At 68.7% G+C, this 23461-nt stretch carries 23 protein-coding genes; 10 read left to right on the top strand and 13 right to left on the bottom strand.

Going from position 1 to position 23461, the window contains the following annotated elements:
- Positions 1 to 7 precede the first annotated feature (7 nt).
- The gene (locus tag ACWDSJ_RS19965; protein WP_450033522.1) at positions 8 to 334 is read left to right on the top strand and encodes a VOC family protein; all 327 of its coding nucleotides are present in this window, start codon (positions 8 to 10) and stop codon (positions 332 to 334) included.
- Positions 335 to 418: 84 nt separating this feature from the next.
- On the opposite strand, the gene ACWDSJ_RS19960 is transcribed toward ACWDSJ_RS19965, so the two are convergent.
- The 3 genes from ACWDSJ_RS19960 to ACWDSJ_RS19950 form a co-directional block, all read right to left on the bottom strand.
- Complete coding sequence (locus ACWDSJ_RS19960) at positions 419 to 1315, bottom strand: phosphotransferase family protein (RefSeq protein ID WP_387363369.1); 897 nt, start codon at positions 1313 to 1315, stop codon at positions 419 to 421.
- 137 nt (positions 1316 to 1452) lie between these two features.
- Entirely contained in the window at positions 1453 to 2010 is a 558-nt protein-coding gene (locus tag ACWDSJ_RS19955) for a DinB family protein (protein WP_450033668.1), read from the bottom strand.
- A 90-nt stretch (positions 2011 to 2100) separates the two neighbouring features.
- Entirely contained in the window at positions 2101 to 2667 is a 567-nt protein-coding gene (locus ACWDSJ_RS19950; protein ID WP_450033521.1) for a DUF4245 domain-containing protein, read from the bottom strand.
- A 135-nt stretch (positions 2668 to 2802) separates the two neighbouring features.
- Here ACWDSJ_RS19950 and glpX point away from each other — a divergent pair, with 135 nt between their 5' ends.
- Entirely contained in the window at positions 2803 to 3846 is a 1044-nt protein-coding gene (gene glpX / locus ACWDSJ_RS19945; RefSeq protein WP_387363363.1) for a class II fructose-bisphosphatase, read from the top strand.
- Positions 3847 to 3941: 95 nt separating this feature from the next.
- Positions 3942 to 5345, top strand: a complete 1404-nt coding sequence (locus ACWDSJ_RS19940; protein ID WP_387363360.1) for a class II fumarate hydratase — start codon at positions 3942 to 3944, stop codon at positions 5343 to 5345.
- A 194-nt stretch (positions 5346 to 5539) separates the two neighbouring features.
- Here the strand turns inward: ACWDSJ_RS19940 and ACWDSJ_RS19935 are convergent, their stop codons facing one another.
- Entirely contained in the window at positions 5540 to 6715 is a 1176-nt protein-coding gene (locus ACWDSJ_RS19935; protein ID WP_450033520.1) for an FAD-dependent monooxygenase, read from the bottom strand.
- Positions 6716 to 6811: 96 nt separating this feature from the next.
- Here ACWDSJ_RS19935 and ACWDSJ_RS19930 point away from each other — a divergent pair, with 96 nt between their 5' ends.
- Positions 6812 to 7525, top strand: a complete 714-nt coding sequence (locus tag ACWDSJ_RS19930) for a TetR/AcrR family transcriptional regulator (protein ID WP_450033519.1) — start codon at positions 6812 to 6814, stop codon at positions 7523 to 7525.
- 127 nt (positions 7526 to 7652) lie between these two features.
- Positions 7653 to 8093 (top strand): limonene-1,2-epoxide hydrolase family protein, encoded by a 441-nt coding sequence (locus tag ACWDSJ_RS19925; protein WP_450033518.1) that lies wholly within the window; start codon positions 7653 to 7655, stop codon positions 8091 to 8093.
- A gap of 223 nt (positions 8094 to 8316) precedes the next feature.
- Here ACWDSJ_RS19925 and ACWDSJ_RS19920 read toward each other — a convergent pair whose 3' ends face one another.
- The 3 genes from ACWDSJ_RS19920 to ACWDSJ_RS19910 all read right to left on the bottom strand — a co-directional run bounded on the left by ACWDSJ_RS19920 (position 8317) and on the right by ACWDSJ_RS19910 (position 11342).
- Positions 8317 to 9162, bottom strand: a complete 846-nt coding sequence (locus ACWDSJ_RS19920) for an acyl-ACP desaturase (protein ID WP_450033517.1) — start codon at positions 9160 to 9162, stop codon at positions 8317 to 8319.
- 123 nt (positions 9163 to 9285) lie between these two features.
- Positions 9286 to 9840 (bottom strand): LGFP repeat-containing protein, encoded by a 555-nt coding sequence (locus ACWDSJ_RS19915; protein ID WP_450033516.1) that lies wholly within the window; start codon positions 9838 to 9840, stop codon positions 9286 to 9288.
- Positions 9841 to 10061: 221 nt separating this feature from the next.
- Positions 10062 to 11342 carry a PhoH family protein gene (locus tag ACWDSJ_RS19910; RefSeq protein ID WP_387363342.1) on the bottom strand — a complete coding sequence of 427 codons (1281 nt, stop codon included), beginning with the start codon at positions 11340 to 11342 and terminating at the stop codon, positions 10062 to 10064.
- A gap of 453 nt (positions 11343 to 11795) precedes the next feature.
- On the opposite strand from ACWDSJ_RS19910, the gene ACWDSJ_RS19905 reads away from it, so the two are divergent.
- Complete coding sequence (locus tag ACWDSJ_RS19905; protein ID WP_387363339.1) at positions 11796 to 12068, top strand: hypothetical protein; 273 nt, start codon at positions 11796 to 11798, stop codon at positions 12066 to 12068.
- 80 nt (positions 12069 to 12148) lie between these two features.
- Positions 12149 to 13105: an LLM class F420-dependent oxidoreductase gene (locus ACWDSJ_RS19900; RefSeq protein ID WP_450033515.1), complete on the top strand. Its 957-nt coding sequence runs from the start codon at positions 12149 to 12151 to the stop codon at positions 13103 to 13105.
- Here the strand turns inward: ACWDSJ_RS19900 and glyA are convergent.
- Together glyA and ACWDSJ_RS19890 are read right to left on the bottom strand one after the other, a co-directional pair.
- A complete protein-coding gene (glyA, locus tag ACWDSJ_RS19895; protein WP_387363333.1) occupies positions 13102 to 14400 on the bottom strand; it encodes a serine hydroxymethyltransferase in 1299 nt (432 codons plus the stop codon). The genes ACWDSJ_RS19900 and glyA overlap by 4 nt on opposite strands.
- 52 nt (positions 14401 to 14452) lie before the next feature.
- Positions 14453 to 15700 (bottom strand): DUF885 domain-containing protein, encoded by a 1248-nt coding sequence (locus ACWDSJ_RS19890; protein ID WP_450033514.1) that lies wholly within the window; start codon positions 15698 to 15700, stop codon positions 14453 to 14455.
- A 177-nt stretch (positions 15701 to 15877) separates the two neighbouring features.
- Here ACWDSJ_RS19890 and coaA point away from each other — a divergent pair, with 177 nt between their 5' ends.
- Positions 15878 to 16810, top strand: a complete 933-nt coding sequence (coaA, locus tag ACWDSJ_RS19885; RefSeq protein WP_387364238.1) for a type I pantothenate kinase — start codon at positions 15878 to 15880, stop codon at positions 16808 to 16810.
- 10 nt (positions 16811 to 16820) lie between these two features.
- On the opposite strand, the gene ACWDSJ_RS19880 is transcribed toward coaA, so the two are convergent.
- Positions 16821 to 17405, bottom strand: coding sequence for a hypothetical protein (locus tag ACWDSJ_RS19880; RefSeq protein ID WP_450033513.1), 585 nt, complete (start codon positions 17403 to 17405; stop codon positions 16821 to 16823).
- 30 nt (positions 17406 to 17435) lie between these two features.
- The gene (locus ACWDSJ_RS19875; RefSeq protein WP_387363324.1) at positions 17436 to 18224 is read right to left on the bottom strand and encodes an isoprenyl transferase; all 789 of its coding nucleotides are present in this window, start codon (positions 18222 to 18224) and stop codon (positions 17436 to 17438) included.
- 127 nt (positions 18225 to 18351) lie between these two features.
- Here ACWDSJ_RS19875 and trhA point away from each other — a divergent pair, with 127 nt between their 5' ends.
- Positions 18352 to 18975 carry a PAQR family membrane homeostasis protein TrhA gene (gene trhA / locus ACWDSJ_RS19870; protein WP_450033667.1) on the top strand — a complete coding sequence of 208 codons (624 nt, stop codon included), beginning with the start codon at positions 18352 to 18354 and terminating at the stop codon, positions 18973 to 18975.
- Between the two features lie 31 nt (positions 18976 to 19006).
- A complete protein-coding gene (locus ACWDSJ_RS19865; RefSeq protein WP_450033512.1) occupies positions 19007 to 20548 on the top strand; it encodes an adenylate/guanylate cyclase domain-containing protein in 1542 nt (513 codons plus the stop codon).
- On the opposite strand, the gene ACWDSJ_RS19860 is transcribed toward ACWDSJ_RS19865, so the two are convergent.
- Both ACWDSJ_RS19860 and ACWDSJ_RS19855 read right to left on the bottom strand, forming a co-directional pair.
- Positions 20532 to 21128, bottom strand: a complete 597-nt coding sequence (locus ACWDSJ_RS19860; RefSeq protein WP_387363318.1) for an LGFP repeat-containing protein — start codon at positions 21126 to 21128, stop codon at positions 20532 to 20534. The genes ACWDSJ_RS19865 and ACWDSJ_RS19860 overlap by 17 nt on opposite strands.
- Before the next feature lie 113 nt (positions 21129 to 21241).
- Entirely contained in the window at positions 21242 to 23287 is a 2046-nt protein-coding gene (locus ACWDSJ_RS19855; RefSeq protein WP_450033511.1) for a thioredoxin domain-containing protein, read from the bottom strand.
- Positions 23288 to 23461: the final 174 nt, after the last annotated feature.

Genomic DNA, 23461 nt, shown 5'->3' with positions numbered 1-23461 from the left:
CCGGCGGGTGGTGCCCGATCTGCGGGTCGCGGATCTCGCGGCGAGTCAGGAGTTCTACCGGCGCTTGGGTTTTCACGAGGTCATGGATCTGGGGTGGGCGGTCACGCTCGCGTCGCCGGAGCAGCCGACCGCGCAGGTGATGTTGGTGAGCGCGGAAACCGAGGCGCCGCAACCGGATATCAGCGTGGAGGTCGCGGATGTGGACGCGGTGTACGCGGCCATGGCCGGGGGCGACATCGTGTACGAACTGCGCGACGAGCCGTGGGGGGTGCGGCGGTTCTTCGTGCGGGATCCGGACGGGACCGTGGTGAACGTGCTCAGCCATCGGGAGTAGGGGCGGGAGTTGGTCTGCCGTGGGCGGTCGGGCCTCGGCGAGAGCGGGGTGCGTCCGATCGGCAAGCGGCGGTTGCCTTTCCGGTCAGCCGTCGGCGATGGCGGCCAGGGTGCGGGCCAGGCGCTCGTGGGTGATGCGCCAGGGGTTCGGGGGTAGGTCGTCGTCGGCGAGCATCTCCAGCATGCGGACGAGTTGGAGATAGCGGACGCGTTCGATGAGGAGGGGGTCGAGGGGGTCCATGCCCGCGCCGTGCAGGAAGGCGGGCCAGGTCTGGTCGATCAGGTCGGAGCCGCCGAGGCCGACCGTCCAAATCCACCAGGCCACGTCGAAGAGGGGGTCGGCCAGGCGGACCGAGCCGAATTCGAGCAGTCCGGTGATCTTGGTGCCCTCGACGAGGACGTTGGCGGGGGTGTAGTCGCCGTGCGCGAGCACCGCCGGACGGCCCTCGAACAGGTCGGGCAGATCCGCCAGGACGTCCTCGATGGTGGCGGTCTGCTTCGGCGTGAGGACCGGGGCGAGGCATTCGGCCCAGGCGTCGGCGCGGGCGGCCAGGTAGTGCGGGCGCGCCCACGAATCGTCGAGTTCCAGGTCGGGACAGGGCAATTCGGCGAAATCGGTCAGCAGTTCGCCCATATCGAAGGCCAGCGCCTGGAGATGCGGGCCGGAGGGTTCGATGTGCGCGGCCGCGGGCTCGCCGGGTAGTTCGTCGAATACGATCCACGGCGGCTCGGCGTCCGCGTCCGCCTTTCGGACGGACGGAAGCGGAATCGCCTTGGCGGCGGCCGATTCTCGCAGCGCACCCAGCACCCGCACCTGCCGCTCGACCTCGCCGCGCTTGCGGCACCGCTGCGCCATCACCCGCGTGCCGTCCGCGAGCGCCACCGTCTCCGCACCGTTCGGCAGCACCCGATCGGCGGCCGTGGCGTCCCCGATCGGCTGCCCCAATGCCTCCTGGAGCCAACCGAAGTCCGCACGATCCACCTGCCCACCCTAGCCGAACTCGGAGAGGGATCCGCCGAAAAGCGCGGCGGAACAAAGGGTGGGGCGCGGCGGAACACGAGGCAGGGCGCGGCGGGGCGCGAGTCATCCAATGACGTTTACGGACAGACTATTTGGTCTTATTTGGGCGGGTTGGGTCTGTGGCGGAGGTAGAGGTCGCGGAGGAGGGCTATTTCGGCGCCGTGGTGGATGGCCTCGCGGTTGATGTGGAGGATGAGGGCGGCGAGGGGGTAGTCGGCGAGGCGGCCCTCGGCGGGGCCGCAGGGGGCGGCGAGGGCCTCGGGGGTGAGGGCTCGGACGGCGGTGGACCAGAGTTTGTAGGACTGGTCGAGTTGGTCGAGGGCGGCGGTGGCGGTGCCCGCGTAGGGGAAGGATTCGTAGGAGACGGGTGGGCCGCCGAAGTGGCTGGCGGCACGCATGCCGAAGACGCCGACGACGATGTGGGCGAGGCGCCAGGCGATGGTGGTGACGGGCTCGGGATCCGGTGGCGGATAGGTGAAGTCGACCGTGAACGGGCCCGTGCCGGGTTGATCGTCGGTGGTGCGCGGGCGGACGGTCCAGCTGTCGGGGACCGGCTCCCAGAGGTATTCGTCGTCGGTCAGGCCGTCCAGCCGCGGGCGTAACTGGCTGTGCCAGTGGTAGTCCAGCTGGTCGGAAAGCTGCGTGGCCCAGTCGATCTCCATGGGACCCCCTTCATGGATTCGGATGTCGCCGCCAGCATAGGGACGACCACCGACAAGTTCGGGGGGTTGGCGTCAGAACCGGCGTCAGGGCTGGACGGGTGGTGCGGCCGCGGCCGCGGTGGCGAGGGTCGTGTAGGCGGACTGGTCGCCCGCGCCCTTGACGAGCAGCCGCACCGGACCGAGGTCGGTGATCCAGGCCGGTTCGCTGCCCTGGACGTGGAAGACCGTCCAGACGTGGTCGTCGATCCGCTGGGTGCCGCTGGGGGTGCGCGTGCTCTCGATGTGGTTCGCCAGCGCGTCCACGCTCGCGTTCGACTGCGTGAGCTGCATGTAGCTGCCCTGCGGCGTGATGAATCCGACCGTGCTGACCGCTCCCCCGCCCGTCCCGGTGACCGTGTCGCGCGTGCCCGAATTGGGCTTCCAGGTGTCGGGCAGACTCGGCTGACGAATCGGGAACGGCAGCGTGCGAGCGTCGTCGCGCAGGGCCGACCGCAGATCGAACTCCGGGATCCGCCCCTGCGTCGGCCCGTGCGTGGTGAAACTGCACTGACTGGCCACTCCCGCCAGCACCACGCAGATCAGCACGAGCGGAATCAGCGACCAGAACAAATCCCGGTAGTCGTGCAGGATTCGCGGCTTGGGAGACGACACGCTCCCAGTATCCACGCGTCGCGCTGTGACCAGGCGCACCCCCTCCATACGGAAATGGAACGGCGGTACCTGATTGGGGGCCGGAACCGTTCTGCGACAATTCAGCCAGCAGGACACAACTGAGGAGGCACCGTAATGACGGCACCCACGCCCGCGACCAGCCGCCGCGAGGCCCCCGACCGCAACCTCGCGATGGAACTGGTCCGGGTGACCGAGGCCGGAGCGATGGCCGCGGGTCGCTGGGTCGGCCGGGGCGACAAGGAGGGCGGCGACGGCGCGGCGGTGGACGCCATGCGCCAGCTCGTGGCGTCGGTGTCGATGCGCGGTGTCGTGGTGATCGGCGAGGGTGAGAAGGACGAGGCGCCGATGCTCTACAACGGCGAACTCGTCGGCGACGGCACCGGTCCGGAGGTCGACTTCGCCGTCGATCCGATCGACGGCACCACCCTCATGTCGAAGGGTTCGCCGGGCGCGATCTCGGTGCTCGCGGTGGCCGAGCGCGGCGCGATGTTCGATCCGTCCGCGGTGTTCTATATGGAGAAGATCGCCGTCGGCCCGGAGGCGGCCGACGTCATCGACCTGTCCGCGCCCATCGCGGAGAACCTGCGCCGCGTCGCCAAGGCCAAGAACTCGTCGGTCTCCGATCTGACCGTGTGCATCCTGGACCGGCCGCGGCACGCGCGCCACATCCAGGAGGTCCGCGACGCGGGCGCCCGCATCCGCCTGATCTCCGACGGCGACGTCGCGGGCGCGATCGCCTGCGCGCGCCCCGACTCCGGCACCGACGTGCTGATCGGCATCGGCGGCACACCCGAGGGCATCATCGCCGCCGCGGCCATGCGCTGCCTGGGCGGTTCGTTGCAGGGCAAGCTCGCCCCCAAGGACGAGGCCGAACGGCAGAAGGCCATCGACGCGGGCCACGATCTGGACCGCATCCTCTCGACCGAGGATCTGGTCTCCGGCGAGAACGTCTTCTTCAGCGCCACCGGCGTCACCGACGGCGAATTGCTCAAGGGCGTGCGCTATTACGGCGGCGGCGCGTACACGCAGTCGATCGTCATGCGCTCGAAGTCGGGCACGGTCCGCATGATCGACGCCTACCATCGCCTGACCAAGCTGCGCGAGTACTCCTCGGTCGATTTCGTCGGCGACGAGCACGCGGTGCCGCCGCTGCCCTGATCCGATGCGCGGTCCGCGTGTTCCCGTCCCGCGTGTGCGAAAGCCCTCAGGGTGTAGCGACCAATTCGGGCGCACGCGGGCTTAGGGTCGAAAACATGACCGAGGAGCAGCAGTACCGCATCGAACACGACACGATGGGCGAGGTCCGCGTTCCGGCAGCCGCGCTGTGGCGCGCCCAGACGCAGCGGGCCGTGGAGAACTTCCCGATCAGCGGCCGCGGCTTGGAGCGCGCCCAGATCCGGGCATTGGGCCTGCTCAAGGCGGCCTGTGCCACGGTGAACCGGGACCTCGGGCTGCTCGACGGCGGCAAGGCCGACGCGATCATCGCCGCCGCGACCGAGATCGCCGACGGCCGTCACGACGACCAGTTCCCCATCGACGTCTTCCAGACCGGCTCCGGCACCAGCTCGAACATGAACGCCAACGAGGTGATCGCGAGCCTGGCCGCCGCGAACGGCGTGACCGTGCACCCCAACGACGACGTGAACATGTCGCAGTCGTCCAACGACACCTTCCCCACCGCCACCCATCTGGCCGCCACCGAGGCCGTCGTCAAGGACCTGGTCCCGGCGCTCGAGCATCTGCGACTTCGCTTGCTGGACAAGTCGATCGAATGGCGCGAGGTGGTGAAGTCCGGTCGCACGCATCTCATGGACGCCGTGCCGGTCACGCTGGGTCAGGAGTTCGGCGGCTATACGCGGCAGGTGAGTTCGGGTATCGAGCGGCTGCTCGCCACGTTGCCGCGGCTCGGCGAGCTGCCCATCGGCGGGACCGCGGTCGGCACCGGGCTCAACGCGCCCGACGGGTTCGGTGCCAAAGTCGTTGCCGAACTGCGCAAGTCGACCGGCTTGGACGAATTGGTCGAGGCGCGTGACCATTTCGAGGCGCAGGCCGCCCGGGACGGGCTGGTCGAGGTGTCCGGCGCGTTGCGCACGGTCGCGATCTCGCTGACCAAGATCGCCAACGACATTCGATGGATGGGTTCCGGGCCGCTGACCGGGCTCGCGGAGATTCAGCTGCCGGATTTGCAGCCGGGGTCGTCGATCATGCCCGGCAAGGTGAATCCGGTTCTGCCCGAGGCGGTTACGCAGGTGGCCGCTCAGGTTATCGGCAACGATGCGGCTATCGCATGGGGCGGCGGCAACGGGGCGTTCGAACTGAACGTCTACATTCCGATGATGGCGCGCAATGTGCTGGAGTCGATTCGCTTGCTGGCCAATGTCTCCCGGCTGTTCGCCGACCGGTGCGTCGAGGGATTGACGGCCGATGTGGAGCGCCTGCGCCGCCTGGCCGAATCCTCCCCCTCGATCGTGACCCCGCTGAATTCCGCGATCGGTTACGAGGAGGCGGCGGCGGTGGCCAAGGAGGCGTTGAAGGAGCGTAAGACCATTCGGCAGACGGTCATCGATCGCGGGCTGATCGGGGACAAGCTGTCGGAGGAGGAGCTGGATCGGCGGCTGGACGTGCTGTCGATGGCGAAGGTGGACGAGCGGAAATAGCCGACTGCGCGGGTAGGGAATCCCCTACCCGCGCATCGCGGTCGTCACATGCCGAGAATGTTCCGGCCCTCGTCGACCAGTATGTTGAACCATTTCATGGCAATGGTGAGCATCGTGCTCAAGTCGTCCATGAGCATGGGGCCCTCCTTCCTGCTACCGGACACTTGTTAATCGGCAGCAATCGGTGACCCGTTTCACACCAGCGCGGGGTAGTCGCGCAATTCGATGTCGTTGGCGGCGTCGTCGCTGAACTTCAGCATGAGATTGAACGCCCGGGAACCGACGAACCAGTTGCGCATCCGGATGCCCAAGGCGGTCTTCGGGGCCATGAAGCGTCCGGCGTTGGCGTTGCCCGCGATCTTGGCGTAGCGGCGCATGATCTCGTCGTAGCGGGCGTAGGCGACGGTGTGATCGCCGTCGGCGGCCGCCAGTTCGCCCGCGAGCACATAGGCGCCGACGACGGCGAGGCCGGTGCCGAATCCGCCGAGGGTGTTGCCGTAGGCCGAATCGCCGACCAGCGCGACGCGGCCCCGGGTGTAGTGGCCGTCGAGGCGGACCTGGCTGATCGAGTCGAGGTAGAAGTCGTCGAGGGTGTCCAGTTCGGCGAGCATGTCCGGCACGCCGCCGCCCATCGCCTCGAAACGTTCGGTCACCAGGCGACGCTGTCCGGCGGTGTCGCGGCGGTCGTAGTCCAGTTCGGGCGAGGCGAACAGATACATCTGCGCGGCCTTCGCCCCGCCCTCGACGGCCATCCGGCCCGGGGCGTGCCAGGCGTGGGCCGAATTGCGTTGCCGCCGAGCGGGATCCGCGCCCCAGCCCGGCGCGCCCGCGACGCAGTAGTAGTAGCCGAGGTGCCGGACGTAGTCGGCTTCGGGGCCGAAGGCCAGGCGGCGGACGCCGGAGTGGATGCCGTCGCAGCCGATGACGAGATCGAAGGTGCGCGCGGGGGCGTGCTGGAACTCCACGTGGACGCCGGAGTCGGTGTCGGTGAGCGCGGTGACGGCGTCGCCGAAGACGTATTCGCAGGCGTCGGCGGTGCGCTCGTAGAGGATGCGGGCGAGGTCGCCGCGCAGGATCTCGACATCGCCGCCGAGGAATTCGCCGGACAGCCGGGCGCGCTCGCGGCCCTGGTCGTCGACGTAGATCATGTCGGTCCGGCCGGTCTGGTGGCGGTGGATCTCGTCGAGGACGCCCATGCGTTCGAGCACCGTGAGATGGGTCTTGCCCTTGAAGTCGACGGCCTGGCCGCCGGGGCGCAGCGCGGGCGCCTTCTCGACGACGGTGACGGTGTAGCCGTAGCGGTTCAGCCAGTAGGCGAGGGCGGGACCGGCGATGCTCGCGCCGGAGATGAGGACGGTCTGGTTACGCATGGTGGGCTCCGAGAGTTAACTGCGTCTGCTGGACGCTTTTTAGCGTATGCTGGACGCAGTTTGTATGTCAAGCCCTTCTTCGTCAGGATGGAAACCATGTCGGCACCAACCACCCTCGAACTGCTGTGGGGCAATCAGCAGCGCCCCCGGCGCGGCCCGAAACCGTCGCTGTCGTTGGATCGGATCGTGGCCGCGGCCATCGAACTCGCCGACGCGGAGGGTTTGGCGAACCTGTCGATGCAGCGCTTGGCCGAGAAGTTGGGGTGCGCGAAGATGGCGTTGTATCGGTATGTGCCGGGGAAGTCGGAGCTGACGGCGTTGATGCTCGACGCGGCCATGGGGCCGCCGCCGGAACTACTTGCGTCCCAGGCGGATTCGGGCGAGGAGCGCTGGCGGGCCCGGCTCCGGCTGTGGACGATCACGGTCTTCGAACGGATGTCCCGTCATCCCTGGAGCCTGGAGGTGAGCCTCGGCGCTCGTCCCTTCGGTCCGAACGAGATGGACTGGACCGAGGCCGCCCTGGCGGCCCTCGCCGATACGCCCCTCACCGGTCCCCAGCGGCTCGACGCCGTGGTCCTGCTGGTCGGCCACGCGCGCAACCTCGCCCAGCAGGCCATCGCCACACCCACCACCGACGTCGAATCCGGCCTCGCCACGGCCCTGGCCGAAACCCTCGCCACCCACGCGGACCGATACCCCCACACCCTCACGGCCTTCGCCGAGTCCACCGACCCGTCGTCCCGCGACAAGGCTCTGGCCTTCGGCATAGACCGAATCCTCGACGGCCTCGCCGCCCTCCCCTCGCCCTGAGGTCCCCCAGGTTCGCCAGCCCAGCCGCACCCTTTATTCGGATCCGCACCCCTTCCAGGGGGCTGGAAGGGGTGCGGATTCGGATAAGGGGTGCGGGTGGGGTTGGGGCCGAATTACAGTCGAGGGTATGTCCGAGACTCCGGGGTTGCAGCAGGGGGCGGTTACGACGGTTCGGGAGTTCTTCGTCGCGCTGGAGATGGGGGCTGTGAGCGAGGCGGTGGAGCTGCTGGATCCGGATGTGGTGTGGAAGAACACCTCGTTGCCGGATGTTCGGGGGGCGCGGCGGGTGGGGTCGATCCTGCGCGGGCTGACCCGCAAGGCGTTCGGGTTCCGAGTGGACATGCACCACATCGCCGTGGAGTCCGAGGGACATCCCACCGCCGAGGGACAGACCGTCCTGACCGAACGCACCGACTACCTCCGCGTCGGCCCGGTAGAAGTCGGCTTCTGGGTCTGCGGCACCTTCGAACTCGTAGACGGCCGAATCACCCTGTGGCACGACCACTTCAGCTGGGAGAACTTCCTCCGCGGCACCTTCACGGGCCTGTGGAAATCCATCCGCCGCTGACCTCCCCGCCCTCCCGAAAGCCAAGGCAACCCAGCCGCACACTTTGTTGGGATCCGCACCCCTTGTAATGCCTTGTAGGGGGTGCGGATTCGAATAAAGGGTGCGGCTGGGTTGCCTCAACCACGGAGGGAGTGCGCGGGGGGTCCCTGCCGCACGGGAGGGTGCGGTGGGTGCGCCCGCAACGGGGAACGGCCCGGTGCGGCATCCCGCACCGGGCGGCGGGTCAGTGCTTCAGGTGGGCGAGTTCCGTGCGGGCGGTTTCGCCGGATTCGCCGAAATCGGTGCGGGTGAAGAAGTTCCAGCGGTCGAGCAAGGGGGTGAAGACCAGGTCGGGTTCGCGGGTGGGGTCGTAGATGCCTGCTTCGGACAGGACCTCGGTGCTGTTGCGGCCGTCGGCGAGGGTTACCTCGGGGACGTGGAAGTCGGTTATGCGGTCGGCGATGGCTCGGGCGGTTTGGTCGGGGGCCAGGTCGAGGGCGGCGGAGACCAGGTTGGCGAAGAAGACGGACTGGAGTTCGTCGTCGGCGGCGAGGCGTTCGGAAATGGCTGTGACCAAAGGGTTTTCGTTGAGGGCCGCGGTGTTGCGGTGGCGGACGGCGGCGGCGGATTCCTCGAAGGCGCACAGGGCCAGGACGTCGAGCAGGTGGAGGGCGGGGCGGCGGAAGCCGGTGGTCATGTGGGCCATGCGGAGGCGCTCGAGTTCGACGGGGTCGACGGCGCGGCTGACCATGAGGTAGTTGCGGATGAGGATCTCGTGGCGATTCTCCTCGGCCGTCCAGCGGCCCACCCAGCGCCACCAGTGGCCCGTGCGCAGATACTTGCCGAGTTCACGGTGGTAGGAGGGGAGGTTGTCGGCGATGAGGACGCTCACGATGAGCGCGACCCTGGCGACGTCCCCGAGCTCGGATTGGTCGGGCTCCCAATCGGTTCCGCCGAGGAAGGCGAAGTTGCGGCCGTCCGCCCAGGGCACGTAGTCGTGCGGCTGCCAACCGGCGGCCTCCTCGACGTGCCGGCGCAGATTCACTTCCACCTCGTCTGCCAGCTTCTCCAGCAGCTCACGGTCGGTCAAGACACTTTGCACCCCGACAACGTACCGACCGCCGGGGAAAAATGTGGCAGCCACCCGTAAGTACGCTGAAACTTCACGGCAGCGGCCCGGAAACGCCTGGTTTCCGGGCCGCGACGCGCCGGGCTACTTCTCGGTCACCTGAGTCTCGTTGTTCACCCAGGTGATCGTGCCGCCGGTGAAGTCGCTCTGCTTGCCGCCCGCGATGTCCTTCTCGTCGCTCGTCGGGTAGCCGAGTTTGCCGTTCACCCCACCGTCGCCCTCCCACGCCTTGCGGATCTCGCCCCACACCACGTGCGGACCGGTGTTGTCGCTGTAGCAGATCGCGCCGCCGACGAACTCCTGGCACGAACCGCCGTCGGGACCGCTGATCGAGGATCCGGTGGGCTGGCTGAGCGGGCCGTCGGTGCCGCCCATCTCGGTGTACTTGGCCAGAATTTTGCCGGAGACCGTGATGTCGCCGTTCTGGGTCGAGATCTTGGTCTCCGAGGCGTCGGCCGACGCGCTGCTCATGGCCGAGCCCGCGCTGCTCATCGCCGAACCGGCGCTCGTCATGGCCGAACCCGCGCTGGTCATCGCGGCCGAGGCGCTCGAAAGCGCGTCGGAGGCCTTGGAATTGGAGTTGTTGTCGTCGTCGTTGCTGCACGCGGTGAACAGCAGTGTGCCGGCGGCGAGGGTCATGGTGAGAACAGCCGAACGTCGAGCGAAGTGGTGCATGTCCATCCTCTCGAGGGAGACGAAGCCGGTGGCGCCGCACGGGCGACGCCACCGGCCACTCAGGCCGTTGTCCGGCTAAGGTCCGGCGAATCAGAGCACTTCGTCAGAAACCCCGCCGAACACCTAACACGGCGCAATATACCCTCGATCTGTGAGGAGAAACACACGCCTGGCATTTGCCAGCCTCAGGAATTCGGCCCGTACTCCTCGAGCATCTCGGTGACCAGAGCGGCGATCGGCGAACGCTCGCTCCGCGTCAGCGTGATGTGCGCGAACAACGGGTGCCCCTTGAGCTTCTCGACCACCGCGGCCACGCCGTCGTGCCGGCCCACCCGCAGATTGTCGCGCTGGGCGACGTCGTGGGTGAGCACCACCCGCGATCCGCTGCCCAGCCGGCTCAGCACCGTGAGCAGCACATTGCGCTCCAGCGACTGCGCCTCGTCGACGATCACGAACGAGTCGTGCAGCGAGCGACCGCGAATGTGCGTGAGCGGCAACACCTCCAGCATCCCGCGCGAGAGCACCTCCTCGAGCACCTCGGTGCTGGCCAGCCCTTCGAGGGTGTCGAAGACGGCCTGCGCCCATGGCCCCATCTTCTCCGCCTCGGTGCCCGGCAGATACCCCAGCTCCTGCCCGCCGACCGCGTACAGCGGACGGAACACCACGACCTTGCGGTGCGATCGCCGCTCCAGCACGGCTTCCAGACCCGCCATCAGCGCCAGCGCCGATTTGCCCGTGCCCGCCTTACCGCCGAGCGAGACGATGCCCACGCTCTCGTCGAGCAGCAGATCCAGTGCGATCCGCTGTTCGGCCGAACGCCCGTGCAGGCCGAACGCCTCCCGATCCCCGCGCACCAACTGCACGCGCTTGTCCGGGGTGATCCTCGCCAGCGCGCTGGCGCCCGAGCCCAGCAGCCGAATTCCGGTGTGGCAGGGCAGATCCCGGGCCTCGTCGAGATCGATGATCGACTCCGAGTAGAGCTTGTCGACGGTCTCGGCGCTCACCTCGAGTTCGGCCATGCCGGACCAGCCGGAGATGATCACGTCCTGCGCGTGGTACTCGTCGGCGTGCAGACCCACCGCACCGGCCTTGACCCGCAGCGGAATGTCCTTGGACACCAACACCACCGTATTGCCCTCGGCCGCGAGATTGAGCGCACAGGCCAGAATGCGGGAATCGTTGGTGTCGGTGCGGAATCCGACCGGGAGCACACTCGGATCGGTGTGGTTGAGCTCCACCTGTAAGGTGCCGCCGACCGTGCCGATCGGCACCCGCTGATCCAGGCGGCCGTGCGCGATGCGCAGATCGTCCAGCATGCGCAGGGCCTCCCGCGCGAACCAGCCGAGTTCGTGGTGATGACGTTTGGCTTCGAGTTCGCTGATCACCACGAGCGGCAGCACCACATGATGTTCCCCGAAGCGCGTGACGGCCCAGGGGTCCGACAGCAGGACGGAGGTGTCGATCACGAAGGTCTTCGAGCCGGAATCGGGAGTATTCGGAGAATCCGAGGAAGAGGCAGATCCAGTCTGCGAGGCGCGGGCTCCCTTTCCGGAGCCTCCGCTCTGGGAAGAGCGGGCTTTCGAGGGAGCGATGACGGAGCGTGCATCAGTCACGGTGGGCTCCTTTTGTGTCCGTGCTACACCTGCACGAACGTTCTCGCTGGGCCGGTCCGCCCTGGGGTCAAACGACCCAGAGGCCGGGTGCCGGCCCCCTCGTACTGAGTTGCTCAGTCACGATCAGGACCTCCCGTACGAGCCACACCTATGCGGCTCGCACAAACGACGTTACTGCGATTTCGCGTTCTCGGCCTCCGAGACAGCGGGCGTGTCGGTGAAGATCCCGTTAACGCCCTGTTCGGACGCGAAAAACCGGATGCCCGCGCGCGCTTGCGGTTTGCTGAAAACCGCTAGAGTCGTGCCATGGCCGATGTGGATCAGCTCGAACAGCTCTCGTCGAAGGAACTGCACGACCGCGCGGTCGAGCACGCCGTCAAGCACGGCGACGTGAAGTTCCTGTGGCAACTGCTGAAACAGATCCCGGCCGCCGAGGCCGCCGCCGGACAGGTCGGCGAGAGCGAGGCGGACATCAAGTACGTGCTGCCGCTGCTGGACGACTACGTGCACGCGGGCGAGGGCGAGGTGGGCGAGGCGCTGCGGCCGCTGTACATCGGGTACCTGGCCGAGCACACCTAGCCCATACACCCCCCGCGCGGATTCTGCCAGGGCCGATCCTTCCCTGTCGGGTCCCGCCGGGGCTGAAGTACGTTCGTGGCATGACCATTCGCCTGGGCTATCAGATGCCGAGTTTCAGTCACGCCCGATCGCCGCGGGAGCTGTTCCCGTCGGTGATCGAGCAGGCACGCGCGGCGGAGGCGGCGGGCTTCGACGCCGCGTTCGTGATGGACCACTTCTATCAGCTGCCGGGGCTGGGCGCGCCGACCGAGCCGATGCTGGAGGCGTACACCACGCTGGGCGCGCTGGCCACGGCCACCGAGCGAATCCAGTTGTCCACCTTGGTGACCGGCAACACCTATCGCAATCCGGCCCTGCTCGCCAAGACCGTCACCACGCTGGACGTGGTCAGCGGCGGCCGCGCGGTGCTCGGCATCGGCGCGGGCTGGTTCGAGCTCGAGCACGAGGGGTACGGCTTCGAATTCGGCACGTTCACCGAGCGTTTCGAGCGGCTGACCGAGGCGCTGGAGATCATCCGGCCGATGCTGCACGGGGAGCATCCCAGCGCCGACGGCAAGTGGTACCGCACCCGGGAGGCGTTGAACGAACCGCGCATTCGCGACGATCTGCCGATCATGCTGGGCGGTGGCGGGGAGAAGAAGACGTTCGGGCTGGCGGCCCGGTTCGCCGACCACCTGAACATCATCTGCGATGCCTCGGAGTTGCCGCGCAAGGTCGAGGCGCTGCACGCGCGCTGCGCGGAGGTCGATCGCGATCCGGCGACGCTGGAGACCAGCTTCCTCGCGTTCGTCTATCTCGACACCGACAACGACCGGGCGCGAAAGCTGTACGAGGCCAATGTGTCCGACGCCCAGCGCGCCCAAGCCGACCGGCACTTCGTCGGCGGGCCCGCCGAGGTGGCCGAGCAGATCCAGCGGCGCGTGCTCGACCACGGCATCGACGGCGTGATCATCAATATGGTCGCCAACGGCCACGAGCCCGGCATCCTGGAACTCGCCGGAAACACGCTGCGGCCGTTGGTCGCCGGCAGCGCCTAGCCGAGCAGCCGCCAGTCCTCCAGGCCCTGGTAGAGCGGAAAGTCGTTGGCCAGCTTGGCGACTCGGGCCCGCAGGGCGGCCAAGTCGGCGCCGCCCGCGAGCGCGGTGGCGATGATGTCGGAGACCTCGGTCCACTCCGGGTCGCCGAAGCCGCGGGTGGCCAGGGCGGCGGTGCCGATGCGCAGGCCGGAGGTGACCATCGGCGGGCGGGGATCGAACGGAACGGCGTTGCGGTTCACCGTGATTCCGATCTCGTGCAGCAGATCCTCGCCCTGCTGGCCGTCGAGCTTGGAGTTGCGCAGATCCACGAGGACCAGGTGCACGTCGGTGCCGCCGGTGAGGACGCTGACGCCGGAGTTGCGCACGTCGTCCGCGGTGAGCCGCTCGGCGAGGATCTTCGCGCCCGCGAGGGTGCGCTCCTGACGCTGCTTGAACTCGTCGGTCCCGGCGATCTTGAACGCCACGGCCTTGGCCGCGATCGCGTGCATGAGCGGGCCGCCCTGCTGGCCGGGGAACACCGCGCTGTTGAGCTTCTTGGCGAACTCCTGCTTGGCCAGGATCACGCCCGAGCGCGGACCGCCGAGGGTCTTGTGCACGGTGGAGGACACCACATCGGCGTGCGGCACCGGCGAGGGGTGCAGCCCGGCGGCGACCAGACCGGCGAAGTGCGCCATGTCGACCCACAGGTAGGCGCCGACCTCGTCGGCGATCTCGCGGAAGGCCGCGAAGTCCAGGTGCCGGGGATAGGCCGACCACCCGGCGACGATGACCTTGGGCCGCACGGCGCGGGCCTGCTTGCGGACCTCCTCCATGTCGACGCGGTGGTCCTCCTTGCTCACCCCGTAGGCGTGCACCTCGTAGAGCTTGCCGGAGAAGTTGAGCCGCATGCCGTGGGTGAGGTGGCCGCCGTGCGCGAGGTCCAGACCCAGCAGCTTCTCGCCCGGATTCATCAGGGCCATGAGCACCGCGGCGTTGGCCTGCGCGCCCGAATGCGGCTGCACATTGGCGAATTCGGCCCCGAACAGCTCCTTGACCCGCTCGCGCGCCAGGTTCTCCACCACGTCGACGTGCTCGCAGCCGCCGTAGTAGCGGCGACCCGGATAGCCCTCGGCGTACTTGTTGGTCAGCACGCTGCCCTGCGCCTGCAACACCGCGCGCGGCACGAAGTTCTCCGAGGCGATCATCTCGAGGGTGTCGCGTTCGCGGGCGAGTTCCCCGGCCATCGCGGTGGCCAGCTCGGGATCGAGTTCGGCGAGCGACTGGGAGTTGACAGAGGCGGCGGTCGTCTGGGTCACCCGCACAGTTTAGTTGCCGCCGCGCACGTCGTCGGGGTCGGGACCCCGAGCCTCAGTTGTGCTCGCCGCGGAGGGCTCCCGTGGTGTGGGACTCGTGCCCGGCGAGTTCGCGGCGGACGGCTCCCGGGGTGAGGGGCTCGTCGAGGAGGCGGCGGAAGCGGTCGGCTCGGTCGTCGGGGTCGGGGGCCGCGTCGAGCCAGGAGCCGAGCAGGCGGTAGCCCTCGACGTAGGTGCTGATGTAGGCGCGCCACAGCGGGGAGGAGAGGAAGCGCAGGGATTGGCGGGCGCGTTCCTCGGTGTTGAGGCCCCAGCGTTGCAGGAACTCGGCCACCTCGTCGGCGTCGCGACCCCGGTCGTGCAGGAGCAGGGCGGCGTCCTGGCGGACGGTCAGGAGGTCGGCCGAGGCGCTCGAAAAGCGTTGGGCGCGTTCGCCGTCGAAGCGCAGGCCGAGATCGGCGTAGATCTCCTGGGCCCACAGTCCCCAGTCGGGGCCGACGATGGACTTCAGCGCGAGGTCGGCGAGGCCCTCGGCCATCAGGCACTGGGGCGTGTTGACCACGAAGAGGGTCTGCTCGTCCTGGCCCGCGGCGACGAGTCCGGACTCCTTGCGGCAGTGTTCGGTGTGGTGGCCCGGATACGCCTCGTGGGCGATGAGGGCGGGCAGGTGGGCCATGTGCTGTTTCAGGTCGGAGTTGATCGCCACCCGGGAGCGGAAGTTGCCCAGGTAGTAGTTGAAGCCCGACCACGGCTTGTCGCCGACGACCTCGTAGTCCACCCGCTCGTGTTCGGGCAGCGGGTAGCGCGCCCGGACCAGTTCGCGCAGCGCGCCCGAGAACGCCGCGACGCATTCGCGCAGGCGCTCGGGCGGGATCTCGTCGGCCTTGCGATAGGCGACGACCCGGTCGCGCAGCGGGCCCGCGCCGGGCAGGACCTCCTCGATCCGCCGATGGGCCGCGCGGTAGTCGTCGAGATCGCCGGGGGCGATATCGACGTCGAAGTAGGCGCGCACCTCGTCGACGAACGCGATGTCCTCGCCCGCGAACTTGCGGGCCGAGCATTCCAGGGCGCGCAGGTGCGCGTCGAGGAATTCGGTGCGTTGCGCGGGCAGGCTCGCATCGGCCAGCTGCGCGCGCAGATCGACTGCGCGCGTTGCCAATTCGCGCGGTTCGGGGCGGGGCGCGTTCTCGACCGACCGGCGCAGCGCGGGATCGCCGGTGTAGGCGTCCACGAAGCCTTCCTCGAGCCGGTCGAAAGCCAGCCCCAGGCGCAGATATTCGCTCACGAGCGGATGCGCTTGCATGAATCGACGATAGCGGGGAGGGCGGAGGCAAGAGGTATTCGGGGAGATTTATCTCACCCGTTGTTACTCGTGAGTAGTCACACCCGGCGTACAGCATGGAAAGGGGCGTGAGGAGAATTCGGCTATGCGAGGACCGTCTGCCGGGGCACCGTGCTCATCGAACCGGGGGTGTGCGTCGTGGGGCGGATGAGCGAACCGAGTCCCTATGTGGAATTCGATCGGGAGCAGTGGCGCACGCTGCGGAAATCGACTCCGCTGGTGCTCACCGAGGAAGAACTGATCGGGCTGCGCGGCCTGGGTGAGCAGATCGATCTCGAGGAGGTCGCCGAGGTCTATCTGCCGCTGGCACGACTGATCCACCTGCAGGTCGCGGCGCGGCAGCGGCTGTTCGCGGCGACGGCGACATTTCTCGGGGAGACCCATCCGGATCATCAGGTGCCGTTCGTCATCGGCATCGCGGGCAGCGTCGCGGTCGGCAAATCCACGACCGCGCGCGTGCTGCAGGCATTGCTGGCGCGCTGGGAGCATCATCCGCGGGTGGATCTGGTCACCACCGACGGATTCCTTTATCCCACAGCCGAACTCACGCGCCGCGGCATCATGCATCGCAAGGGTTTTCCGGAGAGTTACGACCGGCGCAAACTGCTGCGTTTCGTCACCGAGGTGAAATCCGGTGCGCCGGAGGTGTGCGCGCCGGTGTATTCGCACATCCGCTACGACATCGTGCCGGGCGAGACGCATTGCGTGCGCCAGCCCGACATCCTCATCATGGAGGGCCTGAACGTGCTGCAGACGGGCCCGCGGCTGATGGTCTCGGACCTGTTCGATTTCTCCATCTACGTCGACGCCCGCATCGAGGACATCGAGCACTGGTACATCGATCGCTTTCTCACCCTGCGCCAGACCGCCTTCGCGGATCCGGCCTCGCACTTCCACCACTATTCGAAGTTCACCGACAAAGAGGCCACGATCGCGGCCGCGGAGATCTGGAACTCCACCAACCGGCCCAATCTGGTCGAGAACATCCTGCCCACCCGCCCCCGGGCGACCCTGGTGCTGCGTAAGGACTCCGATCACAGCATCAATCGAATTCGCTTGCGCAAGTTGTGAATCCGGCTGCTCAGAGCTTCCAGGCCGCGTCCAGCCGCGACGCCACATCGATATCGCGCGCGGCGGCGATGTGCGGCTTGCGGATCTCGTTCGCGACGTAGCGGGCGATGAAACGGCGGATCTCGTGGTCCACCCCGGCGATGATGCGCACGATCTGCGCGCGGCGGGTGTCGGTGTCGACGTCGATGCGCACGTCGCCGGGCCGCGGTTCGGCGATATCGATGACCACCCGCAGCGGTTCGGCGGTGCGCACGGTGAGGTGGAGGCGGATGTGCCCGGAGACGTCGTAGTGCTCCCGGTCCACGGCCAGATCGAGGGTCAGGTCCACGTTCAGCGGGATGGCCAGATCGAATTCGATGTGCTGGCCGAGCCGCCGGCGCAGCCTCGGCTCCCCCAGTCGCACCCGCGCGGTGACCTTGGCGAGTTTGCCCGGCCCGGCGCCGATCGGCCCGAAATCGAATGCGGCGCCGGTCAATTCGCCGAAGGCGCCGGCGATCCGCTCCGCGGAGGCGGCGTATTCCAGAAAGCGCCGACCGAAGTCCTCGTAGCTGATGTAGGACGGCGGCCGCGGCGCTGCGGCACGACTGTCGGTCATATACCGACGGTACGCGAAGAAGCGGCGTCGTCAGACGCCGTAGCGGCGGTGCCGCGCGGCGTAATCGCGCAGCGCCCGCAGGAAGTCGACCCGGCGGAACTCGGGCCAGTACGCCTCGGTGAACCAGATCTCGGAGTAGGCGCTCTGCCACAGCAGGAAGCCGGACAGCCGCTGCTCGCCGGAGGTGCGGATGACCAGATCCGGATCGGGCTGGCCGGAGGTGTAGAGGTGCTGGCCGATGGCGTTGACCGTGATCGACTGCACGAGATCCTCGCCGGTCTCCCCCGCGGCCATCTCCTGGCGGACCAGCGAACGCACGGCGTCGGCGATCTCCTGCCGCCCGCCGTAGCCGATGGCGACATTGACGTGAATGCCGTTGCGGCCGTGGGTCTCGTCGGCCGCCTTCTGCAACCTCCGCGCGACCTCGCCGGGCAGGCCGTCGAGCGAGCCGACGATGCGCACGCTCCAGTTCTTCTCCGGGGCCGACAATTCCTCGACCACGTCGGTGATCACCTCGAACAGCGTGTCGAGTTCGTCGGGCGCGCGATTGAGGTTCTCGGTGGACAGCAGATAGACCGTCACCATCTCGATGCCCTCGGCCTGACACCAGTCGACCAGTTCGGCGATCTTGAGCGCGCCGACCCGATGCCCGTGCGTGACGTCGGTGAAACCGTTCTCCCGAGCCCAGCGGCGGTTGCCGTCGCAGACCACCGCCACGTGCCGCGGATGTTGTTTGCCCGCCAGCTGTTTCGACAGCCGCGTTTCGTAGATGCGGTAGGGCAGACTACGCACCCGACTAGCAATCTCCACGGCGGTCACCCTACGCCCTACGGGTGGTGTGCCGATGTTTCAGTGCCGAGACCGTTAACCTACGGTACCGTAGGTTACTCAGGAGGTAAGCGGGTTGGCGGAATCGACGATCGCGGGCATCCCGGTGAAGCCGAGGATGCGGGGCTGGATCCACACCTATGCCGTGGGCATCGCGGCGCTGGCGGTGTTCGCGCTGGTGGGCGCCGCGGCGACGGTCTCGACGACCGCGGCCTGGTCGACGCTGGTGTACGGGCTCACCGTGTGCGGCGTCTTCGGGGTCAGCGCGACCTATCACCGGGTCACCTGGAAATCCGACCGCACCCGCATCCGGATGAAGCGGGCCGACCATTCGATGATCTTCCTGTTCATCGCGGGCAGTTACACCCCCTTCGCGCTGCTCGGGCTGCCCGGCCGGACCGGAACCGTGCTGCTGACGGTCGTGTGGGCGGGCGCGCTGGCCGGGGTCGCGTTGAAACTGCTGTGGCCGACCGCGCCGCGCTGGGTCGGGGTGCCGCTGTACCTGCTGCTGGGGTGGGCCATCGTGCCGGTCGCGGCGACCATGACCCACAATGTCGGCGTCGCGCCGATGGTGCTGCTGCTCGTCGGCGGCATCGCCTACAGCGTGGGCGGAATCCTCTACGCCGCGAAATGGCCCGATCCGTGGCCGGACACCTTCGGTCATCACGAGTTCTTCCATGCCGCAACGGTTGTCGCGGCGCTGTGTCACTACGTGGCGGTCTGGCTGGTCGTTCTGCTGTGACCCGTCACGGGCGGGCTCTATGCTGACCGCCATGATCGCGCGGCTGATTCTGTGGTTGCTGCGCGCGCCGTGGGGTCTGTCGGTGGTGGTGCTCTGCTGCAATCTGGGCGGGCTCGGGGTCATCATCACCGAACTGTTCCTCAGCGGGTACCTGGGCCGGTTCGGGCCGGACTGGCTCACCGCCATCGGGCAGGCGGCGATCTATCCGGCGCTCGGCGCGCTGATCGGCATCGTGCTGGCCGTGCGGGACCGGTTCCGCTACTTCGGCTGGCTCGATCAGGGGCGACGACCGACCGAGGAGGAGGCGCGGCGGCTGCTGAACGTGCCGGTCGCGGTGACCGCGCGGGCGCTGGCCATCTGGCTGCCCGGCGTCGTCATCGCGACGGCCGTGTTCGCGCACGTGGTGCCGCCCAAGGGCACGGCCGTGATCGGGTCGATGTTCACCCTCGGCGCGTTCGAATCGGCCGGGTTCACGCTGCTGGTCGTGGACCGGTTGATCCGGCCCGCGATCCCGATCGTGGCGGTGGTGCTGGGCGGGACCATGCACTGGAGTTCCACGGTGCTCAACCGGCTCGTCGTGTCGTGGGCGGTGGCCGGGGCGATGCCGCTGCTCATGCTGATCGTGGTGCTCGCCGATCCGACGACCCGGCCCGAGGACCGGATTCGCACCGCGCTCTACATGTCCGTGGTCGGGATCGCGGTGGGCGCGCTGACCATGGCGACGCTCGCCCGCGCGGTCGCCGCGCCGCTGCGCATGCTGCGCCAAGCCCTCGATCGGATCTCGCGCGGGGATCTGAACGTGCGGGTGCCCGTCGGCAGCGCGAGCGAGATCGGCCGCCTGGAGCATTCGGTGAACGAGCTCGCCGCCAATCTGTCCGAGCGCGAACGCATGCGGGAGGTGTTCGGGCGGCACGTGGGCGCCGAGGTCGCCGAGCGCGCGCTGTCCGGCTCGCTGGACCTGACCGGGGACGTGCGGGTGGTGACGGCGCTGTTCGTCGATGTGGTGGGGTCGGTGGCGCTGTCCACCGAACTCGCGCCGGGCGAGTTCGTGGCCAAACTGAACCGGCTGCTGGCGACCGTGGTGTCGGCGACCGAGGACAACGAGGGGCTGGTCAACAAGTTCGAGGGCGATGCGGCGCTGTGCATCTTCGGCGCGCCGATCGCGTTGGCCGACAACGCGACTCCCGCGCTGCGGGCAGCGCGACGCATCCGCGACGAGGTGCTCGCGCAGGGCGAACTCGACATCGGGATCGGGGTGGCGCGCGGACTGGTGTTCGCCGGGGACGTCGGCACCGATTCCCGCCTGGAGTACACCGTGATCGGCGACGCGGTGAACGAGGCGGCCCGGTTGACCACCGAGGCGAAATCGGTCCCGCGCCGAATCCTGGTGAGCCGGGCCGTGATCGACGCCGCCGCCGCGCCCGAACGCGCGAAATGGGTGCACTACGAGACGATTCAGCTGCGCGGGCGGCGCGCGGCCACCTCGTGCTGGACCGACGTGCCCGTCGCGGTGCCGGAAACCGATGGGGCCGAGGCGAATTCGGCCACGCTCGCGCCTACGGATGCCAGGTGATCCGGCCGCCCTGGAAGTCCTGCGCCTTACCGCCCTGGTAGTCGTATTCGTCGCTGGTGGGGTAGCCGTAGCGGCCCGCCTCGGCGACATTGCTGACCCAGATGTCGCGGATCGCGCCCCACACCGCGTGCGCGCCGGTGCGCGGCGACCAGTAGATCGAACCGCCGTCGAACAGGTTGTAGCGCCCGTCGCCGTTGCGCGCCTTCTGCTCGTCGGTGATCGGGAAGCCGAGCGCGCCGTTCTCCCAGCCCAGCGCCGCCCACTTGTCCCGGATCAGGCCGCCGACGTAGTGCGCGTCGGTGCCGACGGACCAGTAGATCGAGTTGTTCTTCTCGAAGACCTGGAACTTGCCGCCCCGGGCCGCGTCGGTCTCGGGGCCCACCGGATTGCCGAAGGTGGTGAAGCCGCCCGCGCGGTCGTACTCGGTCTCGATCGCGCCGCCCACGTCGAACGGGCCGATGGGCCGGGCGGCGGCCGAACCGGCCGTGATCGATACCACCGCGGCCGCGGCGGCCACGCCGGTCACGACGGCCCGCCGGACGGGCGCGGATCTGCGGTTGTCACGTCTGCGCTGGCTCACGCGGTCACCCCTGTTCATGCGATCGGAGTCGGTCTCGGCGAGGCAATCCTGCCGTGCGGAAAACGTCGCGGCAAGCATCTCCGGCGCATGGTTCACGTATTCATACCCAAGTGCTATGAAATCGCAACGAGCCCCGAGCGCAGGTCGTCGACGCTGGTGACGGGCAGATCGCAGACCGATCCGTGGCACAGGTACGCCGACGGCCGCCCGTTCACGGCGGGCCGGTCGGCGAGCAGCGGGGCCGAATCCCGTTCGCCGACAACGACGACCGCGCCACCCGGCGCGAACCACCGTGCGGCGCCGAGCATTTCGGCCGACGCCTCGGTCGCGGACGCGTCGCCGGGCAGCACGATGGCGATCTGGATGGGACCGCGCACGGCCGCCTCAGCGACGGTCAGCCAGTGGCCGCCCGAGCGGGGCGCGCGGGCCAGCACGAGCGCGCCGCGGGTGAGGGTCGCCTCGGCCAGGTCGCGGTAGCGCGTGGCCCGGTCGGGTGCGCTGAGCACCGAGGCGGTGAGCAGGGCCTCGGCGAAGGCGGACGCGCCGCAGGGGGTGGCGCCGTCGAGCGGATCGCGGGGGCGGGCCACCAGGGTCTCCGCGTCGTCGGCGGTGTCGAACCACGCCCCCGGGTTGTCCGGATCGGCGAAATGGGTTGCGGCGCTGTCGATCAGGCGTTCGGCGTGGGCGAGCCAGTCCGGGTCGGCGGTGGCCTGGTAGAGCGCGAGCAGGCCGGTGGCCAGCCACGCGTAGTCCTCGAGGATGCCGGGCGCGGCGCCCACCGATCCGCCGAGGGAGGCGCGCGCCACGCGGTCGCCGGAGACGTGCTCGCGCAACAGGTATCGCGCGCAGCGGGCGGCGGCCTCGATCCAGTCCGGGCGGGCGTGGCCGATGCCCGCCTCGGCCAGGGCGGTCACCGCCATGCCGTTCCAGGCGGTGACGACCTTGTCGTCGCGCTCGGGCTGGGGGCGGCGGGAACGGGCCTCGCGCAAGGTGTTTCGCACCTTCGCCAGGCGGGCGGCGTCGTCCGGATCGTGGTAGCGGGTGAGCACCGAGGTGCCGTGTTCGAAGGTTCCGGCGGTCGTGACGCCGAACACCTCGGCCGCCCACGCGCCGTCGATCGGGCCGAGTTCGCCGGTCAGTTCGGCCGGGGTCCACACGTAGGTCGCGCCCTCGACGCCGGGCCCGTCCGGTTCGACGCGGGTGTCGGCGTCGAGCGCGGACGCGAAACCGCCCTCGGGCGTGGCGAGATCGTCGAGCAGGAACTGCGCGGTCTCCTCGGTGACGCGCAGCGCGAACGGGTCGGCGACCCGCCGGGCGAGATGCGCGTAGGCCCGCAGCAGCAGCGCGTTGTCGTAGAGCATCTTCTCGAAGTGCGGCACCACCCAGGCGGCGTCGACGGAGTAGCGCGCGAACCCGCCGCGCAACTGGTCGTAGATCCCGCCCCGCGCCATCGCCTCCGCGGTCCGCACGACCACCTGCAACGCCTGTTCCACGCCGGTGCGCTCGTAGTGCCGCAGCAGCGCGGCCAGCAACGCCGACGGCGGAAACTTCGGCGCCCCACCGAATCCCGCGTGTTCGGCGTCCACATCCTTCAACACCGCGGTCACGCTGTGCCGCAACAACTCCGGCGTCACCTCGAGCTCGGACTCCGGCAACCCACCCGCCTGCGTCCGCAACGCCTCGGCCACCTGCCCCGCCGCCTGATCCACCTCGTCCCGCCTGGTCCGCCACGTCTCGGACACCGCGGTCAACACCTGCGCGAACGACGGCATCCCCCCACGCGGCACCTTCGGGTAGTAGGTCCCGCAGTAGAACGGCTCGCCCGCGGGTGTGAGAAAACACGTCATCGGCCAGCCACCCTGGCCGGTCATGGCGACGGTGGCGGACATGTAGATGGCGTCGAGGTCGGGACGTTCCTCCCGGTCGACCTTGACGCAAACGAAGTGCTCGTTCATCAGGTCGGCGGTGGCCTGATCCTCGAAGGATTCGTGGGCCATGACGTGGCACCAGTGGCAGGAGGCGTAGCCGACGGAGAGGAGGATGGGGACGTCCCGCTCGGCGGCCTCGGCGAGGGCCTGGGGGCTCCACTCCTGCCAGTGCACCGGGTTGTCCGCGTGCTGACGAAGGTACGGCGACGTGGCACGACCTAGCCGGTTCATGTGCCCCAGCCTGTCACAGACGGGGGGTGCGGGCCAGGTTGCGGGGCCTTCTTCATGTCGATCTTCAGCGAGCATGAATGGTCAAGTCCAAACGGGTGGTGTAACGGGGTGATTGCCGCGTGATCCTGTTCGGTCAGGCGGTCAGTGCTGGGGTGGTTTCCTCCTGGTCGGTGG

This window comes from Nocardia sp. NPDC003482 (assembly GCF_053588115.1).
This window is presented reverse-complemented; position numbering and strand designations above follow the sequence as displayed.